Source organism: Bradyrhizobium sp. CCBAU 11361, from assembly GCF_028128935.1.
Lineage (GTDB): Bacteria > Pseudomonadota > Alphaproteobacteria > Rhizobiales > Xanthobacteraceae > Bradyrhizobium > Bradyrhizobium niftali.
Map to the genome: position 1 here is coordinate 1 of NZ_LBJZ01000185.1, position 18,605 is coordinate 18,605.

Consider the following 18,605-nt stretch of genomic DNA (forward strand, 5'->3'; position numbering starts at 1 on the left):
TCGGCTATGTCCCCGAACACCCGTCGGTCATGTCCCCGGGCTGAACACTTGACCGGGCGATCCAGTACTCCGAGACGGCGCGGCTAGAATCGAGAAGCCGCGGCGTATTGGATGCCCCGCCCCCGTGCGCAATTGCGCACTAGGCGGGGCATGACAGCGAGTGTGGAACTGCTGACGCACGCGTTCGCTAGTAATTGATCCTTAGCCCCACGCCGCCGTGGATGGTGTTGCCGACCGGCTGCGGGCCGAGCGTGCCGTTGGCGAAGACGTCCACGATCCAGCCCTTCTGCACGCGGAAGCCGAGGCGGCCGCCATATTCGAACCAGCCCTGGTTGCCCATCGTCGGCACCACCATGCCGTCACCGGTCACGGTGGCGACGATGCCGCTATGGCTGGCGAACGACTGCACCCAGCCGCCGTTGATATTGGCCTCGATGTTGCTGCCGTAGAGATGGGTCCACTGGCCGCCGATCTTGACCAGGCTGGTGCGGTCGGTGCCGGTCGCAATGGTGGCGTCGAACGGATTGAATGCCACCGCGCTGTCCGAATAGCCGGACACGCGCTGCCAGAGCTGCCAGACCTCGATCGAGGCGGCGACCTCGTCGCGCGGCGAGACGCGGCTCATCCAGCCGGCGCGCCCGTAGACGGCGTAGTTGGAGGCGTTGGTCGAGCCCGTGACGCTCACCGGGCCGAGGTTGGTGTTGTAGCTGCGCGTGTAGCGCGCCTTCTCCCACGGCGTCAGGATCGTGCCGACGTCGAAGAACGGGCGCGAAGAGCCCCAATCGGTGAAATCGTAGCGCAGCGCGAAGGCGCCGATCGGCGCGCTGGTGATGTTATAGCCGCCCTCGCTGTACTGCGTGTAGGCGATGCCGGCGAGCAGCGACAGATTGTTGGTTAGTTCCTTGCGGCCGTGAATGCCGGCCGAGAACGAGCCGGCCGAGCCGAACGCGCTGATGCAGTCGCTGCAATTGACCTGCTCGTTGACGCCGAGCAGCACCGTGCCGAGCACCCGGTTGGTGATCATCTGGTTGAAGCGCTGGTCCGCGAGGCCGCCGATCGAATTGCCGCTGGAATCCGCGCCGGTCGGTGTCGGGCTCGGTGACGGAAACGGCGATGGTGACGGATATGGCGAGGGTGATGGGGACGGCGACGGGCTCGGCGCCGGCGAGCAATTTGTCTCGCAATTGGTCAGGGTTACGGTTGCGGCCGAGGCCGGCTGCACACCCCATGTCAGTGCCACTATGCCCATGGCCATCAGCGCGGCGGCAGGAAGCAGGTCGCGGATGCGGAGCGTTGCCATCGTCAGCGCCCACACAGCATGCCGTCGTCATTGACGGCGGGCGCGACGGTCGGTGAGGCGTCTGCATATTGGCTGACCGAGCACAGCCCGGCATTCGCGGCGCAGGTCGCGGCAAACGTCCAGGGCGGCGTGTTGGTCTTGCTGATGCTGACCTTGCCGCCGGTCGAGGTGATGATCGCGGTGTCGCCGGGCTGGGTGAGCTGCACGCACTGGAAGCTCAGCGTGCAGACGCTGGCTGCGCCGTCCTGGAGCACGACGACGGAGCGGCCACGTTGCGAGAGGATGTCGAGCGTGGTGCCGCGCACGCCGATGGTCGCGAGCGGCGTCGTGATCTTGTAGGCGGCCTTCTCGGAATGTCCGGTGACGAAGCGGAATGCGCCGGTGGTCATGCGGATCGCGACGTCGCGATAGCTGTGCTCGTCGTTGAAGACGGTGCGGTCGAGCTTCAGCGTGGCGCTGGGACCGAGCGACAGATTGGTGCTGTCGGCCATGACGAAGCGCGCCGCGCTGTCGGCGCCGGTGCGCACGGTCTCGTCGCGCAGCATGCTGTCGCCGACGTTGATCGGCGTCGCGGTCGCGGCCACGCGCACCACCTCGTTCTGAATCACGACGGCTTCGCCGACGCGCGTCTGCGCCTGTGCGCCAGACGCTACGCACAATGCGGCCGAGAGCAGTGTTGGGAAAAGCCAGAAACGCAAATTCATTTCGCAACCGATCGATGTGTCCCTGATCGTACTGGATCGCGCGCGCTTGCGATGTGGCGAAATTATCACAAGCGGCGCGAGACCTGCGCTATGCTTAGTGACAGTTGCGGCGGAATGCGTTCAATGAAAAGCGCCATCCATATTTTTCCCGCGGTGAAGCAGATTTGCCACGCAAAACATCCCCACAACGGCCGCTCGATTTGCCTGCGGTTCCGAAAATGTCGCGGAGCGCAGTGATTGCTGTCGCAATTTTCCTGATGGCGCATCTGGCGCTGCTGATCGGTCTCACCGCGCCGGAGAAATTCGTTTTCGATGAGGTGCACTATGTGCCGGCCGCGCGACAGATGCTGGCACCCGTGATGTCGCAACCGATGCTCAATCCGATGCATCCGCCGCTGGCCAAGGAGCTGATCGCCGCATCGATTGCGGCGTTCGGCGACAACGCGCTCGGCTGGCGCTATCCGGCGACCCTGTTCGGCGCGCTCGCGATCGTCGCGATCTATCTGTGCGGCCTCGCGCTGTTCGCCGCGCAAGGGCCCGCAATCGCCGCGGCGCTGATCGCGGCCTTCAACCAGATGCTCTACGTGCAGGCGCGCATCGCGATGCTCGACATCTTTGCGCTCGGCTTCGGACTGCTCGCGACCGCCGCCTTCATGCATGGCTTTCGCAGGGAGCGGCCGCATGCGCCGTTCGCGGTGGCAGGCTGCCTGTTCGGCTGCGCTGCAGCCTGCAAATGGAGCGGCCTGTTTCCGCTCGGCATCTGCATCGTCATCGTCGCGGTGATCCGCCTGATGCAGGGCTGGCGCACGCTGTTCGCCGACGCGAAGCCGGACGATTGGTATCGGCCCGACCTCTGGCCGGACTTCAGGACGCCGCATGTCGCGCTCTGCTTCGCCGTGCTGCCGGCGATGACATATCTTGCCGCTTTCGTTCCGCTCTATGGATTGTCGCTGCCCGATCTGATCGAGGCGCAGCGCCGGATCTTCGCCGACAACACCACCACCGCGATCGCCGGCCACACTTACATGAGCTCGTGGCCATCCTGGCCGCTGCTCGCCCGCCCGGTGTGGTTCCTGTTCGACAAGACGGCGGAGGACAGCGTGTCGGCGATCGTCTTCCTCGGCAACCCGCTGGTGCTGTGGCCGGCGCTGGCCGCGCTCGCGATCGTGCTGCGCGACGTCGTCGTCGCGCGCCGCTGGGACGCGTTCCTGATCGCGGCGTTCTATTTCGGCCCCTGGCTCGCCTGGGCGCTGCTGCCGCGCACGCTGGGTTTCATCTACTACTATCTGCCGGCCGCGACCGTGGCGTCGCTTGCGCTGGTCTATGTGCTGTGCAGGAACAGCCTGCCGCGCTGGCTGCTGTGGGCCTATGTCGGCCTCGCCGCGATCGGCTTTGCGATCATGCTGCCGATCTCCGCGGCCTTCATCGGAACGTCGATGCAGGGCTTCAACCGGCTGATGCTGTTCCAGGGCTGGATATGAAGTCGCCGCCTGCACCATCATGGCAGGCGGCGTGTTTCGTGTGGCGATCAACTGAAAATCATTTCGACGCGGTCTTGGTGTCCATATTGACGACCTGGACGCGGCGGTTGATCGGGTCGGCGCCGTTGGCGGTATCCTTCAGCTTGGTCTTGCCGTAGCCGACGGTGACGAGATCGGTGCCGTTGAGGCCGTAGTTCTGCACCAGGTACATCTTGATGGTGTCGGCCCGGCGTTCGGAGAGCCCTTGATTGTACTCTTCGCCGCCGATCGCGTCGGTGTGTCCGGCGACCACGAAGGTCGAGCCTTTCAGCGCCGGGTCGGAGAGCGCCTTGCCGAGCGCCTGCACCGACGGCACCGACGTCTTGGCGATGTCGGCCGAGTTGTAGTCGAACTGGATCTCCAGATCGATCTTCGGCTTGGTCGCCGCAAGCTCGGCGATCTGCTCGCGCTCGCCGGTCGAGAGCGACCGGGTCGAGCGATTGCGCACGGTGTTCAGGAACGTCGTCTCCTTGGCCTGCACCGCCGGATCGGCCTGCGGACCGGCGGAGAGGCCGCGCGTCACCGGCTTTGGCTTCAACGCATCCAGGATCTTGTCGGAAGAGACGTTGTTGTCGCCGGCCAGTGCCAGGCCCGCCGTCATCGACAGCGCGGCCGCGAGAGTAATCGCCTTCAGTCCAAAAAACTTATCAAAACGGGTCATTGTCGTGTCCTCGCTGTTACGCCTGATGGCGATTTGATGCTGCGAGCGTAGGGCAGGTTCAAAAGCCCTGATGTGATCCTCGTCACATTGGAAGCAGCCGCTTCCGTGGTTATCTTGGCGTGTTTTACGGCGATTCCGGTGTGGGATCGGGCAGCCAGTGCTCCGCGCCGAGGACAGGCGCGACGAGGTGAACAGCAATTGTCGCGCCGGCTTCCGAGCGGGTTCGAGGCGCCGAATTCCTGGCGTGATCCAGATCACATTGGTGAGCTGCGGCTGGGCTTGGTCCGGGCTTGGCTCGAACTTGGCGGGCGAAAGTCCAGCCTCGTGCCGAAGCGGGGGCTGCCCGTTCGCTTGCGGAAGCCTGTGCACACCGATGGTCGCAAAGCCGTCTCCGCAGGGCCCGCTCGCGAACAAGTTTTCGGCCAGATGCACGCCTAGCAGAGGTTCGCGACCAACCGCAGACGAAGGGGAGCCGAGTTCCATCCAGTGCCGAGGCCGAGTGATTATCAATCCCACCGCAGTGGCCCGCCGGATCGGACTGTGTCCCTGAGCTCCATGCCCATCTATATCGGCGCGGCGATGATCGCAGTGGCGATCCTGCTGTCGACCCTGATCACGGGGATGACCTCCCGCTATGTCGGCCTCGACGGGCCGAATGACGAGAACATGTGGCTGGTCGACCGCCTCACCGGCAGCGTCTATCGCTGCCAGGCGGAGGGGCGCGGCAAAGCCTCGTGCGAGCCCGATATCGCCACCGGCAGCCTCAGCGATCGGCCCAGAGCGCCGAAAGACGGCCGTTGAGGCCCTTCGTCTTCGCAGCGCAGCAAGAAAATTGTCTTCTCCGCGAAACGTCTGAGCGAGAGAATGCGTAATTGCGGAGGCCGGCATGACGCCGGTTTCGTTTTACGGAGGAGATTTTTTCCAATGAAGATCTTGCTCACCACCGCAGCCTTTGTCGCGTTCACTCTTTCCCTGTCCCCCGCATCGGCCGCGATGATGGCGTGCACCAAGGACAACATGATGAAGTCCGCCGCCATGATGGGCGGCACGGCCGACACCCCGGCCAAGATGGCGTCGAACAAGGAAATGGCCATGGCCAACACGGACATGAGCAATGGCAAGATGAAGAGCGCCTGCATGCACTACATGAAGTCGCAGAAGGCCATGACGGCGAAGTAGGCGCCGGCCAAGTCAAACGGCCGCGCTGTCAGCAGATGGCAGCGCGGCATTTTCTTTTGTTGTTCCTGGTCCGCTTCTTTCTCCCGGCGCGAATCCCGCTACATTGCGTCCTGCAATGTCACGCGCGCCCAAACCGCTCCCACTCACCACCACACAGGCCCGGCAGATCTGGCTGCACGCCCAGCGGCTGGATGAGCGCACCCCGTTCGGCGAAGGTGCGCAGGCCGTTGCGGACGCGACCGCTCATCTCGGCTATGTGCAGATCGACACCATCAACGTCATCGAGCGCTGTCACCACCACATCCTGTTCAGCCGCATTCCGTCCTACCGCCGCGCCGATCTGCGCCAGGCCCAGAGCGTCGACAGAAGCGTGTTCGAATACTGGACCCATGCGCTGTCCTACATCCCCTCGAACGATTTCCGCTTCTTCCTGCCGGCGATGCGCGAGCACCGGCGCGAAGGGCACCGATGGTTCGCCTCGGTGAAGCCGGCCGATACGCGCAAGGTGATGCGGCTGGTGCGCGCCGGGCCGCTGACGATCCGCGACATCGAGGATGACGTGCTCACCGAGAAGGAGCATCTGTGGCAGAGCCGCAAACCCTCGAAGCGCGCGTTGCAGCTTGCCTTCTACACCGGCTCCGTGACCATCAGCGAGCGCCAGGGCATGCTCAAGACCTACGAGCTGATGACGCGTCATTTCGGCTGGGACAAGCTGCCGAAACCGGCATCGGCAAAGGACATCACGGCCTATCTGCTCGATCGCGCGCTGCGGTCGCAGGGCGTGGTGAGTCTCGATTCGGTCTGCCATCTCGACGCGCCGAGCAAGAAGGCGGTCGCGCGTCTGATCGCCGCGCGCGTGCGTCGCGGCGAGCTTGTCCCTGTCGCGATCGATGGCGCCAAGCAGGAGCATTGGGCGGCGCCCGCGGTGCTGGAGGCCGGCGGCGAGGGGCCATCGCCCGATCTCGTCCACATCCTTTCGCCGTTCGATCCCCTGATCATCCAGCGCAAGCGCACCAACCTCATCTTCGGCTACAATCATCTGTTCGAGGCCTATGTGCCGAAGGCCAAGCGCAAGCTCGGCTATTTCGCGCTGCCGGTGCTGGTCGGCGACGAGATCGTCGCCGCGCTCGATCTCAAGACCGACCGGCAGGCCAGGAAGCTCTTGATGCAGAAATGGACGTGGGTCGGGGAGGGGAGGAAGACCGCGGGGCGCAAGGAGCTCAAGCGTGTGATCGAGGAAGAGCTCGATCGCTTCGAGCGGTTTCAGCTCGCGGAGTGAACGAGGCTGCGCGTCTCGGCGAGCCGATCGATCCAGATGCCGAACGCAATCCCGGCGGCGTAGGCGACCAGATTCCACAGCGAGAAGATGCGCCCGAGCAGCAGCGCGCCGGCGGTGGTGAGCCGAAACGCATCGAGCCACGGCATGTGCACCAGCCGGGAGAACTCGACGACGATCGCGACCGCCGCGGCAATGGCCGCGATCTGCATCCGCGACAGCCTCGGCACAAAAACCCCGACCAGCAGGAACACCATCGTCGCCCACAACAGCGAGCCGCCGTACTTCACGACGAAGGCGGGAAGGCCGAGCGGAAAGCCGTGCCAGCGCAGGGAGAGGCCGCAGGCGATCACGACCAGCGCCAGCCCGGCCCGGACCAGGGATGTCCGAAGCGGCGCAGTAGGGTTATCCGGCTGCGCCCCGTGCATTGCTTGCTCCATTGACTCTTTCGCGGCGATGCTCAAAACCCCCGATCAGCCCATAAAAGCAACAACCCTGGGGGGAAGCCATGAGCCAGACCACGACCTTTGCCGGTTCCGCCGGCACAGCCAAGACGGAAGTCGAGACCTCGACCATCCGCGCCATCTCCTGGCGCCTGATTCCGTTCCTGGTGCTGGCCTACTTCTTCTCCTATCTCGACCGCGTCAATCTCGGCTTCGCCGCGTTGACCATGAATGCGGAGCTGAAGTTCACGCCGCTGATCTTCTCCTGGGGCGCCGGCATCTTCTTCATCGGCTATTTCATCTTCGAGGTGCCGAGCAATCTGGCGCTGGAAAAGTTCGGCGCCAGCCGCTGGATCGCCCGCATCATGGTGACATGGGGCATCATCTCGGCGCTGATGGCGATGGTCAGCGGCGTGACGAGCTTCTACGTCCTGCGCTTCCTCCTCGGCGTCGCCGAAGCCGGCTTCTTTCCCGGCATCATCCTCTATCTCACCTATTGGTATCCGGCCGAATATCGCGCCCGCTTCCTTGCGGCCTTCGCCATTGCCGTCCCGGTCTCGACCGTGATCGGGGCGCCGGTCTCGGGCCTGCTGCTCGGGCTCGATGGCATGATGGGCCTGAAGGGCTGGCAGTGGCTCTTCATCATCGAGGGCATTCCTTCCGTGCTGCTCGGCATCGTCACCTGGTTCTATCTCACCGACAGGCCGGAGAAGGCGGATTGGCTCTCGGCCGAGCAGAAGGCCTGGCTCAAGGCGAAGCTCGATTCCGAAATCGCGGCCAAGCAGGCGGTGAAGCATCTGTCGCTCGGCGAAGCGCTGTCCTCGCCGAAGGTGATCGCGCTCAGCCTGATCTATTTCGGCTTCGTCGGCGCGCTCTACGGCATGCAGTTCTGGCTGCCGCAGATCGTGAAGGCGTTCGGTCTCACCAATGCCCAGACCGGCTTCGTCACGGCGATCCCGTATCTGTTCGGCACCATCGCGATGATCCTGTGGGCGCGGCACTCCGATGCCACGCGCGAGCGGGTGATGCATGTCGGCGCGCCGCTGCTGCTCACCGCGGTCGCGCTCGGCGTCTCCTCCTATCTCACCGATCCCACCATGACGATGGTGGTGCTGACGGTGGCCGCGATCGGCGTGTTCTGCTGTTTTGGTGTGTTCTGGACCCTGCCGACCGCCTGGCTCTCCGGCACTGCCGCGGCCGGCGGCATCGCCCTGATCAACTCGATCGGCAACCTCGCCGGCTTCGGCGGGCCGTATTTGATCGGCTGGGTCAAGGAAGCCACCGGCCAGACCTCGACCGGCCTGCTCGTGCTCGCGGTGCTGCCCCTGCTCGCCGGCATTTTGGTTTTTGTCGGCGGCCACGACAGCAAGCACGAGTTCGCCGGGCAGGGGCGGTAGCGAGAGCTTTGTAGGGTGGGCAAAGGCGCGCTCTTTGCGCGCCGTGCCCACCATCTCTCCCCCAATCCAATAATGGCCGGTCTGGTGGGCACGCTTCCGCCTTCGCCCTTCTGGGCTTCGGCGGACAAGTCGCTTTGCCCACCCTACGATGGCACCTCTTGGTCGCGCCCGGCGCAATCCTTACCACCCCTTAACGATCACGCTTTCCTGATGACTGACGATTATTGACTTTTATCAGTGATTAGTCGACATTCCTCTCATTGCAGTCGCAGGAGTGTCCTCCGATGTTCGTCCGGTCGGTTTTATCCAGCTATTCCAAGCTCTTGGCGGGTGTGTCGCTGGCCCTGATGGCCGCGGCGCTGGCCGGGTGCAATGACACCGTCGCCGAGAAGGCCGAGCCGCCGCGGCCGGTTCTGGTCGCCACCGCGCATTATGATGCCGAAACCCCGGAGCGTAGCTTCGTCGGCACCGTCAGGCCGCGGATCGAGAGTGATCTCGGCTTCCGCGTCGCCGGCAAGGTCGCCAAGCGCCTCGTGGAGGTCGGCCAGACCGTCGAGATCGGCCAGCCGCTCGCCACCCTCGATGAGGTCGATCTGAAGCTCCAGGCCGAGCAGTCCGTGGCCGAGCAGACCGCGGCGACCGGCGTGCTGGCCCAGGCCGCCGCCGCCGAGCAGCGCGCCAAGGATCTGAAGGCCAAGGGCTGGACCACGGACGCGCAGATGGATTCGAGCCGCGCCGCCGCCGATGAGGCCCGCGCACGGTTGAACCGGGCCGAGCGCTCGGTCGAGCTGACCAAGAATTCCCTTTCCTACGCGACGCTCAACGCCGACGCCCGTGGCGTCGTCACCGCGACGCTGATCGAGCCCGGCCAGGTGGTTGCCGCAGGCCAGGCTTCGATCCGTGTCGCCCGTTTTGCCGAGAAGGAAGCGGTCGTCGCGATCCCTGAGACGCTGGTCGGACGTGCCAAGTCGGGCGCCGCCAGCGTCACTCTTTGGTCGGAGCCGGGCAAGAAATATACGGCCAAGCTGCGCGAGATCGCGCCCACCGCGGATACCGCGACGCGCACCTATCTCGCAAAGTTCTCGCTGCCCGAGGCCGACGACAAGGTTTCGCTCGGCATGACCGCGACGTTGACGCTGTCGGACGCCGCCACCGAGCGCGTCGCGCGGCTGCCGCTGTCGGCGCTGTTCAACGAAGGCGGCAAGCCCTCCTTCTACGTCGTCGACGACAACGGTGCGGTGACGCTGAAGCCGGTGGTGGTGAAGTCCTACGAGAGCAACGACGTCGTCATCACCAGCGGTGTCGAAGAGGGCGCCAAGATCGTCGCCCTCGGCGTGCAGAAGCTCGATCCGGGCCAGAGGGTGCGGGTCGTCTCGTCACTGTCCTTCTAGTTTCGGTCATTCCGGGGCGGTGCGGAGCACCGAACTATGGTGCGCAATTGCGCACCTGAGAATCTCGAGATTCCGGGTCTGGTCCTTCGGACCATCCCGGAATGACAAGAGAAGTCGAGTTTCGTCGTGTGAGGTGAGTTTCGGCCCAAGCGCAAATGCTGGGGCTGAAGCGGCGAAGCGATCCAGAACTTGCCCAGCCCCCTGGATTGCTTCGCTGCCTCGCGACGACGGGTTGAACAGAGTGGCTGACGTTTTTGCAATTGGATCGTCTTTTCGGAGAGAGCGATGAAGCGCTTCAATCTTTCGGCCTGGGCCGTCAGCCATCCGACGCTGGTCCTGTTCCTGATGCTCGTGCTCGGCGTCGCCGGCTTCTTTTCCTATCAGAAGCTCGGCCGCGCCGAGGATCCGTTCTTCACGGTGAAGGTGGTCAACGTCTCCGTGATCTGGCCGGGCGCAACCGCCCAGGAGATGCAGACCCAGGTCGCCGATCCCATCGAGAAGAAGATCCAGGAGCTGCCTTACTTCGAGAAGGTGCAGACCTATTCCAAGCCTGCCTTCACCGCGCTCCAGGTCACCTTCCGCGACTCGACGCCGCCGAAGGACGTGCCTTACCTCTTCTATCTGCTGCGCAAGAAGCTGGTCGACGTGCAGGGCCAGCTGCCCTCCGGCATCCTCGGACCCGTCGTCAACGACGAGTTCTCCGACGTCGATTCGATCCTCTACATGATGACCGGCGACGGCGCCGACTATGCCCAGCTCAAGAAGGTGTCGGAAGGCTTCCGTCAGCGCCTCCTGAAGGTGCCTGGCGTGACCAAGGTTGACGTCTACGGCAATCAGGACGAGCGTATCTTCGTCGAGTTCAGCCACGCCAAGCTCGCCACCCTCGGCATCACGCCGCAGGCGCTGTTCGACTCGCTCGCCAAGCAGAACAACGTGACCCCGGCCGGCACGGTCGAGACCTCCTCGCAGCGCGTGCCGCTGCGCGTCACCGGCGCGCTCGACGGCGCCAAGGCCGTGGCCGAGACCCCGGTCGAGAGCAACGGCCGCGTGTTCCGTCTCGGGGATATCGCCACCGTCACCCACGGCTATGTCGATCCGCCGAGCTTCGTCGTGCGCCAGGAAGGCAAGGCCGCGATCGGCATCGGCGTCGTCACCGCCAAGGGCGCCAACATCCTCGATCTCGGCAAGGAGGTCGAGAAGGCCACCGCCGAGTTCATGAAGGCGGTGCCGCAGGGCATCGATGTCAAGCTCATCGCCGACCAGCCCAAGGTGGTCGAGCACGCCGTCGGCGAGTTCGTGCACTCCTTCATGGAAGCGCTCGTCATCGTGCTGTTCGTGTCGTTCCTGGCGCTCGGCTGGCGCACCGGCATCGTGGTCGCGCTGTCCGTGCCGCTGGTGCTCGGCATCGTCTTCATCGTCATGAACACGATGTCGCTCGACCTGCACCGCATCACGCTCGGCGCGCTGATCATCGCGCTCGGCCTTCTGGTGGATGACGCCATCATCGCGGTCGAGATGATGGTGGTGAAGATGGAGCAGGGCTGGGACCGCATGCGCGCGGCGTCCTTCGCCTGGGAATCCACTGCGTTTCCGATGCTCACGGGAACGCTGGTCACGGCCGCTGGCTTCCTCCCCATCGGCTTTGCCAATTCCGCGGTCGGCGAATATGCCGGCAGCATCTTCTGGATCGTGGCGATCGCGCTGGTCGCCTCCTGGTTCGTGGCGGTGATCTTCACGCCCTATATCGGCGTCAAGCTGCTCCCCAACATCAAGGTGCACCACAACCACGATCCGCACGCGGTCTACGAGACCCGCATGTATCGCGGCCTGCGCGCCGTCGTGCAGTGGTGCGTCAATCACCGCATCACGGTGGTGGTCGCGACCGTCGGCGTCTTCGTCGCCTCGGTCGTCGGCTTCGGTCATGTCCAGCAGCAGTTCTTCCCGCTGTCGGAGCGGCCCGAGCTGTTCCTCCAGCTGCGCCTGCCCGAGGGCACCGCCTTCAACGTCACCGAGAAGGCGGTGAAGAAGGCCGAGACGCTGCTCAAGGACGACAAGGACATCGAGACCTATACCGCCTATGTCGGCCAGGGTTCGCCGCGCTTCTGGCTCGGCCTCAACCCGCAGCTGCCGAACGAGGCCTTTGCCGAGGTCGTCATCGTCGCCAAGGGCGTCGAGGCGCGCGAGCGCATCAAGGCCAAGATCGAAAATGCGGCCGCCGAGGGTTTTCTGTCCGAGGCGCGTGTCCGTGTCGATCGCTTCAACTTCGGCCCGCCGGTGGGCTTCCCCGTGCAGTTCCGCGTGATCGGCCCCGACGCCAACAAGGTGCGCGAGATCGCCTACGAGGTCCGCGACGTCATGCGGCAGAACAAGAGCGTCAAGGATGTCCAGCTCGACTGGAACGAGCAGTCGCCCTATCTCAAGCTCGTCGTCGACCAGGATCGCGCCCGTGCCATGGGCCTGACCCCGCAGGACGTGTCGCAGGCGCTCGCAATGCTGATCTCGGGCTCGCAGGTCACGACCGTGCGCGACGGCATCGAGAAGGTCGGCGTGGTCGCCCGTGCGATCCCGTCCGAGCGCCTCGACCTCGGCGGCGTCGGCGACCTCACGATCACCTCGCGCAACGGCGTTGCCGTGCCGCTCCAGCAGATCGCCAAGATCGAGTACTCCCACGAGGAGCCGATCATGTGGCGGCGCAACCGCGACATGGCGATCACCGTGCGCTCCGATGTCGTCGACGGCGTGCAGGCGCCCGACGTCACCAGCCAGATCACGCCGAAGCTGAAGGCGATCAAGGATCATCTCGAGCCGGCCTACCGCATCGAGCCGGGCGGCGCGTTCGAGGAATCCGCCAAGGGCAACGCCTCGATCTTCATCCTCTTCCCGGTGATGGTCATGGTGATGCTGACGTTGCTGATGATCCAGCTTCAGAGCTTCTCGCGCCTGATCCTGGTGTTCCTGACCGCGCCGCTCGGCATCGTCGGTGCGTCCCTGGGCCTCAACGTCGCCAACGCCCCGTTCGGCTTCGTGGCGCTGCTCGGCCTGATCGCGCTCGCCGGCATGATCATGCGCAACGCGGTCATCCTGGTCGACCAGATCGAGACCGACGTTTCTCATGGGTTGACTCGCCGAGAGGCGATCGTGGAAGCGACCGTCCGCCGGGCTCGTCCGGTGGTGCTGACGGCGCTGGCCGCCATCCTGGCCATGATCCCGCTGACGCGCTCGGCGTTCTGGGGCCCGATGGCGATCACGATCATGGGCGGCCTGTTCGTGGCGACCTTCCTGACGCTCCTGTACCTGCCGGGCCTCTACGCCCTGTGGTTCAGGAAGAGCCTGGACGAGGCCGGCACCCCCGAGCAGCCTGCCGCGCCGCAGCATGGGAGCGATGACCCGCACGCAATTCCGCTTGCTGAAGCGGCTGAATAAGTGAGAAGAAGTGCTGACTGACGAGTCCTGACAGATGACACTGGTTGCGGAACATATCGAAGGCGACACCCGGGATCGTATTCTCGAGGTGGCCGAGCGGCTGTTCCGCCAGATCGGCTACCAGAAGACCACGGTCGGCGACATCGCCAAGGAGCTCAGGATGAGCCCCGCCAACGTGTATCGCTTCTTCGAATCGAAGAAGGCGATTCACCAGGCGGTGGCTCGTTCGCTGATGGGCGAGGTCGAGATCGAAGCGCAGCGGATCGTGGCGAGGCCTGGTCCGGTGCTCCCGCGCTTCCGCGAGCTGCTCACCACCATCCATCGCATGAACACCGAGCGCTATGTCGGCGATAACAAGCTGCACGAGATGGTCGAGATCGCGATGCAGGAGGACTGGGACGTCTGCGTCGCCCATATGGAGTGCATTGCCGGGGTCATCGGCCAGATGATCGCGCAGGGCGCGGCCTCCGGCGAGTTCGAGGCCCCGGACCTGCAACTGGCCGCGCTGTGCTCCTGCACGGCGATGATGCGCTTCTTCCACCCCCAGATGATCGCCCAGTGCGCCACCAAGCCGGGCCCGACCATCGACCAGATGATCGATTTCGTCATCGCGGGTCTGTCGCCGCGTCACTGACGGGCGCTGGAATTTCCTCCTATAAGCTGCTTGACCTGTCATTTCGGGTTCGGCCCTGCGGACCGCCCCGGAATGACGGATAGCGGAGAAGCAAGCGCGTGACCGACAAAGACCTGTACTTCTACGAGCCCTCCAAGGGCCACGGCCTCAAGCACGATCCCTTCAACGCCATCATCGCGCCGCGGCCGATCGGCTGGATCTCCTCCCGCGACACCAGCGGCCACGTCAACCTCGCGCCCTACAGCTTCTTCAACGCGTTCTGCTACGTGCCGCCGATCATCGGCTTCTCCTCCACCAACTGGAAGGACACGGTCGAGAACATCAAGCAGACCGGCGAGTTCGTCTGGAATCTCGCCACCATGGATCTCGCCAGGCACATGAACGCGACCGCCGCGCATGTCGCCCCCGAGGTCGACGAGTTCGAGGTCGCCGGCCTTACCGCCGTGCCCGGCAAGCTCGTCAACGTGCCGCGCGTGGCCGAGAGCCCGGTCGCCTTCGAGTGCAAGGTGTCGGACATCGTCCGCCTCAAGGGCGCCGACGGTAAGGAGGCCGATGCCTGGCTGACGCTGGGCGAGGTCGTCGCCGTCCATATCGACAAGGCCATGATCAAGGACGGCGTCTACCAGACCGCCGCCGCCCGCCCCATCGTCCGCGCCGGCCGCCGCGGCGACTATTTCGAGATCAAGCCGGAAAACATGTTCGAGATGGTGCGGCCGGATTGATCCGGTCGAGCCCGTAAGCCCGGATGGAGCGCAGCGAATCCGCGACCCCTCCGACTGACGCACCGGCCCCGGATTGCGCTTCGCTCCATCCGGGCTACGTCTTCTCTCTCCACACTGTCATTCCGGGGCGCGCCGCCAGGCGCGAGCCCGGAATCCATTCATCGACCAACGCTGCCGCACGATGGATTCCGGGCTCACGCTTCGCGTGCCCCGGAATGACGGCGAGGGACTAGCGCGCCCCATTTCCCCTTCCCGGAACTGCCCGCACGCCCGGGCCGTTATGGTCCCCGGGGCGGCCCCCCGGCCGCGTCAATTCGCTTCATTTTGCTCGCGAAGTGTTCACTTCCGCCGGCCGATTTCCGCTAAAATGCCTGATAACCGCGCTGATCCCTGAGGTTTTGCCATGAGCTTCCGCCGCGACACCATCACAAAACCGATCTTCTCCTGGGCGCGCGGCGTGCTGCCGGCGATGTCCGACACCGAGCGCGAGGCGTTGGAGGCCGGGGACGTCTGGTGGGACGCCGATCTGTTCACCGGCAACCCTGATTGGGCGAAGCTGCTGAAGGTCCCGCCGGCCGCCCTGACCGACGAGGAGCAGGCCTTTCTCAACGGCCCGGTCGACGAGCTCTGCGCCATGCTCGACGAGTGGAAGATTTTTTGGGAATGGCGCGATTTGCCGCCGGATGTCTGGCACTTCGTCAAGCGCGAGAAATTCTTCGGCATGATCATCCCGAAGGAGTTTGGCGGCCTCGGCTTCTCGCCCTACGCCCATTCGGAAGTCGTGCGCAAGATCTCGACCCGCTCGATCGCCGCCGCCGTCACGGTGATGGTGCCGAACTCCCTCGGTCCTGGCGAGCTCCTCATGCGCTTCGGCACCAAGGAGCAGCAGGCGCGCTGGTTGCCGCGGCTCGCCGACGGCCGAGACATTCCCTGCTTCGGCCTCACCAGCCCTGAAGCCGGCTCCGACGCGGCCTCGATGGTGGACACCGGTATCATCTGCAAGGGCACCTTCGAAGGCCGCGAGGTTGTGGGCCTCAGGCTCAACTGGCACAAGCGCTACATCACGCTCGGCCCCGTCGCGACGCTGCTCGGCCTCGCCTTCAAGGCCTATGACCCCGACCACCTCGTGGGCCAGCAGCAAGAGCTCGGCATCACCGTGGCGCTGATCCCGACCAATCTGCCCGGCGTCGAGATCGGCCATCGCCATCTGCCGTCGATGCAGGTGTTCCAGAACGGCCCGAACTGGGGCCGCGACGTCTTCATCCCGCTCGACTACGTCATCGGCGGCAAGGAGAGGCTCGGGCAGGGCTGGAAGATGCTGATGACGGCGCTAGTCGCCGGCCGCGGCATCTCGCTGCCGTCGCTGTCGGCGGCTGGCGCCGCCTACGCCGCGCGCACCACCGGCGCCTATGCCCGCATCCGTGAGCAGTTCGGCATCTCCATCTCCAAATTCGAGGGCGTCGAGGAGCCGCTCGCCCGCATCGTCGCCACCGCCTATCAGCTCGACGCGGCGCGCCGGCTCACCTGCGCGGCGCTCAATGCCGGCGTTCATCCGGCCGTCATCTCCGGCATCATGAAGCTGCACGCGACCGAGCGGATGCGCACCGCAATCGACGACGCCATGGACATTCACGGCGGCAAGGCCGTGATCGACGGTCCGCAAAACTATCTCGGCAATTTGCACCGCGCCGTTCCGGTCGGCATCACGGTCGAGGGCGCCAATATCCTCACCCGCAATCTCATCGTGTTTGGGCAGGGCGCGATCCGCGCCCATCCCTATCTGCTCGACGAGATGAACGCGCTCGCCGACACCGACCGCGCGCGCGGGCTCACGGCCTTCGACACCGCGTTCTGGAAACATGTCGGCCACAGCTTCCAGACGCTCTTCCGCGCCTTCGGCCGGAGCTGGAGTTTCGGCGCGTTCGCGCCGGCGCCGGATGCGGGTGACGCCACGCCATTCTATCGCCAGCTCTCGCGCTATTCGGCGGCGTTTGCGCTCTGCGCCGACATGGCGCTGCTCACGCTCGGCGGCGCGCTCAAGCGTAAGGAGATGCTCTCGGCGCGGTTCGGCGACATTCTGTCTGAGCTCTACCTGCTCTCGGCCGCGCTGAAACGCTGGCAGGACGAGGGCCGGCAGAAGGAAGACTTCGCTGCGCTGGAATGGTGCATGGCGACCGGCTTCAAAACGATCGAGAACCGGCTTGCCGAGATCCTCGCCAATCTGCCTAATCGTTTTGTCGCTGTCATCCTCAAGCTCATCGTCCAACCCTTCGGCGCGCGGGTGCTCGGCCCGTCCGACCGTGTCGTGCACCAATGCGCCAGCCTCGTGCTGGAGCCTTCGGCCGCGCGCGAGCGTCTCACGCCGGATCTCGCTTATGTCGACGACGATGGCGGCTTTGCCCGGCTGGAGCGCGCCTTCAAGCTGGTCGCGGGCACCGATGCCATCGCTAAGCGCCTGCGCGCGGCGCATGTCCGGGACTGGAAGGATGGCGTCGCCAAGGGCGTGATCACGCAGGCCGAAGGCGAGCAGCTTGCTGCCGCTCATGAAGCCGTCACAAAGGTGATCGAGGTCGACGATTTTGCGCCGGAGGCGCTGTCGCCGATTTACAAGAAAACCGGAGATGTGCATCAGTTCTTCCAGGAACTCGGTGAACAGAGGGCGGCGAGCTGATGGCACGACCGGTATTCATCGTCGACGGCGGCCGGACGCCGTTCTTGAAGGCGCGCTCGGGGCCCGGTCCGTTCACGCCCGTCGATCTCGCCGTGCAATGCGGACGGCCGCTCTTGGCGCGCCAGCCGTTTTCGCCGACAACTTTCGACCAGGTCATCCTCGGCTGCGTCAACGTCATCGCCGACGAGATGAATCCGGCTCGCGTCGCCGCGCTCCGGCTCGGCATGGGCGAGGACATGGTCGCCTTCACCGTGCAGATCAATTGCGGCTCCGGCATGCAGTCGATCGACACCGCCTACCGCTATATCCGCGAGGGCCATGCCGACATGATCCTGGCCGGCGGCACTGAAGCGCTGAGCCACGCGCCGCTGGTCTGGCCGAATTCCGGCGTGCGCTGGTTCGCCGGCCTTGCCACCGCCAAGGGCGTCGCCGCGAAATTGGCCGCCGCCTTCAAATTGCGGCCGCGCTATCTCAAGCCGATCATCGGCCTGGAGCGCGGGCTCACCGACCCCATCACGGACTTGAACATGGGGCAGACCGCCGAGGTCGTCGGCCATCTCTTCGGCATCACCCGCGCGCAGTCCGACGCCTACGCCGCCGAGAGCCATCGCCGGCTCGCCCATGCGCAGGCCGAGGGTTTTCTCAAGGGCGAGGTCGAGACCGCGTTCTCCCGCGACGGCAAGTTCTTCGACCATGACGACGGCGTGCGGCCGGACTCCACCGCCGAGACGCTCGCAAAGCTGAGGCCGGTGTTCGAGCGCCCCTGGGGCCAGGTGACAGCCGGCAATTCCTCGCAAATCACCGACGGCGCCTCCTGGGTGATCCTCGCCTCCGACGCGGCAGTCGCAAAACACAAGCTGACGCCGAAGGCCGTCATCGTCGACAGCAACTGGGCCGCGCTCGATCCTGCTATCATGGGGCTCGGTCCCGTGATGTCGGCGACGCCGCTGCTCCAGCGCAACGACCTCACCGTCAAGGACGTCGAGACCTGGGAGCTGAACGAGGCGTTCGCGACGCAGGTGCTCGGTTGCCTCGCCGCCTGGAACGACGACAAGTTCTGCCGCGAGATACTGGGGCTCGACGGCGCCGCCGGCGAGATCGACCGTGACAAGCTCAATGTCGACGGCGGTGCGATCTCGCTCGGCCATCCCGTCGGCACCTCCGGCAACCGCATCGTGCTGCATCTGGTCAATGCGATGAAGCGCCTCGGCACCCGGCGCGGCGTCGCCACCGAATGCATCGGCGGCGGGCTCGGCGGCGCCATGCTGATCGAGGCGGTGTGAC

The 18,605-nt window shown here is 65.1% G+C and carries 15 protein-coding genes; 11 read left to right on the forward strand and 4 right to left on the reverse strand.

From position 1 onward, the window contains the following. Window positions 1–187: 187 nt before the first annotated feature. Window positions 188–1,300, reverse strand: a complete 1,113-nt coding sequence (locus XI08_RS26095) for a hypothetical protein (protein ID WP_271576554.1) — start codon at window positions 1,298–1,300, stop codon at window positions 188–190. Window positions 1,301–1,302: 2 nt separating this feature from the next. Next, window positions 1,303–2,004, reverse strand: a complete 702-nt coding sequence (locus tag XI08_RS26100; RefSeq protein ID WP_333928230.1) for a FecR family protein — start codon at window positions 2,002–2,004, stop codon at window positions 1,303–1,305. A 218-nt stretch (window positions 2,005–2,222) separates the two neighbouring features. Between XI08_RS26100 and XI08_RS26105 the strand changes: the two genes are divergently transcribed. Further along, window positions 2,223–3,485, forward strand: a complete 1,263-nt coding sequence (locus tag XI08_RS26105; RefSeq protein ID WP_271576556.1) for a phospholipid carrier-dependent glycosyltransferase — start codon at window positions 2,223–2,225, stop codon at window positions 3,483–3,485. A 58-nt stretch (window positions 3,486–3,543) separates the two neighbouring features. Here the strand turns inward: XI08_RS26105 and XI08_RS26110 are convergent, their stop codons facing one another. After that, window positions 3,544–4,185 carry an OmpA family protein gene (locus tag XI08_RS26110; protein ID WP_271576557.1) on the reverse strand — a complete coding sequence of 214 codons (642 nt, stop codon included), beginning with the start codon at window positions 4,183–4,185 and terminating at the stop codon, window positions 3,544–3,546. Between the two features lie 555 nt (window positions 4,186–4,740). Here XI08_RS26110 and XI08_RS26115 point away from each other — a divergent pair. From XI08_RS26115 to XI08_RS26125, 3 genes are all read left to right on the forward strand, one after another. Then, a complete protein-coding gene (locus XI08_RS26115) occupies window positions 4,741–4,986 on the forward strand; it encodes a hypothetical protein (RefSeq protein ID WP_027549348.1) in 246 nt (81 codons plus the stop codon). A gap of 123 nt (window positions 4,987–5,109) precedes the next feature. Continuing rightward, the gene (locus XI08_RS26120) at window positions 5,110–5,364 is read left to right on the forward strand and encodes a hypothetical protein (RefSeq protein ID WP_027549347.1); all 255 of its coding nucleotides are present in this window, start codon (window positions 5,110–5,112) and stop codon (window positions 5,362–5,364) included. A 115-nt stretch (window positions 5,365–5,479) separates the two neighbouring features. After that, window positions 5,480–6,643, forward strand: coding sequence for a winged helix-turn-helix domain-containing protein (locus XI08_RS26125; RefSeq protein ID WP_027549346.1), 1,164 nt, complete (start codon window positions 5,480–5,482; stop codon window positions 6,641–6,643). On the opposite strand, the gene XI08_RS26130 is transcribed toward XI08_RS26125, so the two are convergent. Further along, window positions 6,628–7,068 (reverse strand): ribosomal maturation YjgA family protein, encoded by a 441-nt coding sequence (locus XI08_RS26130; protein WP_271576558.1) that lies wholly within the window; start codon window positions 7,066–7,068, stop codon window positions 6,628–6,630. The two genes, XI08_RS26125 and XI08_RS26130, sit on opposite strands and share 16 nt — an antisense overlap. Before the next feature lie 80 nt (window positions 7,069–7,148). Between XI08_RS26130 and XI08_RS26135 the strand changes: the two genes are divergently transcribed. From XI08_RS26135 to XI08_RS26165, 7 genes are all read left to right on the forward strand, one after another. After that, on the forward strand, window positions 7,149–8,480 hold the full coding sequence (locus XI08_RS26135) for an MFS transporter (protein ID WP_027549344.1): 1,332 nt from the start codon (window positions 7,149–7,151) through the stop codon (window positions 8,478–8,480). Between the two features lie 284 nt (window positions 8,481–8,764). Then, on the forward strand, window positions 8,765–9,871 hold the full coding sequence (locus XI08_RS26140; protein WP_271576559.1) for an efflux RND transporter periplasmic adaptor subunit: 1,107 nt from the start codon (window positions 8,765–8,767) through the stop codon (window positions 9,869–9,871). A gap of 285 nt (window positions 9,872–10,156) precedes the next feature. After that, window positions 10,157–13,294: an efflux RND transporter permease subunit gene (locus XI08_RS26145; RefSeq protein WP_271576560.1), complete on the forward strand. Its 3,138-nt coding sequence runs from the start codon at window positions 10,157–10,159 to the stop codon at window positions 13,292–13,294. 34 nt (window positions 13,295–13,328) lie between these two features. Next, window positions 13,329–13,928 carry a TetR/AcrR family transcriptional regulator gene (locus tag XI08_RS26150; RefSeq protein WP_027549341.1) on the forward strand — a complete coding sequence of 200 codons (600 nt, stop codon included), beginning with the start codon at window positions 13,329–13,331 and terminating at the stop codon, window positions 13,926–13,928. Window positions 13,929–14,026: 98 nt separating this feature from the next. Continuing rightward, entirely contained in the window at window positions 14,027–14,650 is a 624-nt protein-coding gene (locus XI08_RS26155; RefSeq protein WP_271576561.1) for a flavin reductase family protein, read from the forward strand. Window positions 14,651–15,053: 403 nt separating this feature from the next. Beyond that, on the forward strand, window positions 15,054–17,321 hold the full coding sequence (locus XI08_RS26160; RefSeq protein ID WP_271576562.1) for an acyl-CoA dehydrogenase: 2,268 nt from the start codon (window positions 15,054–15,056) through the stop codon (window positions 17,319–17,321). Further along, on the forward strand, window positions 17,321–18,604 hold the full coding sequence (locus tag XI08_RS26165; protein ID WP_271576563.1) for an acetyl-CoA C-acetyltransferase: 1,284 nt from the start codon (window positions 17,321–17,323) through the stop codon (window positions 18,602–18,604). Before XI08_RS26160 ends, XI08_RS26165 begins: the two co-directional genes overlap by 1 nt. Window position 18,605: the final 1 nt, after the last annotated feature.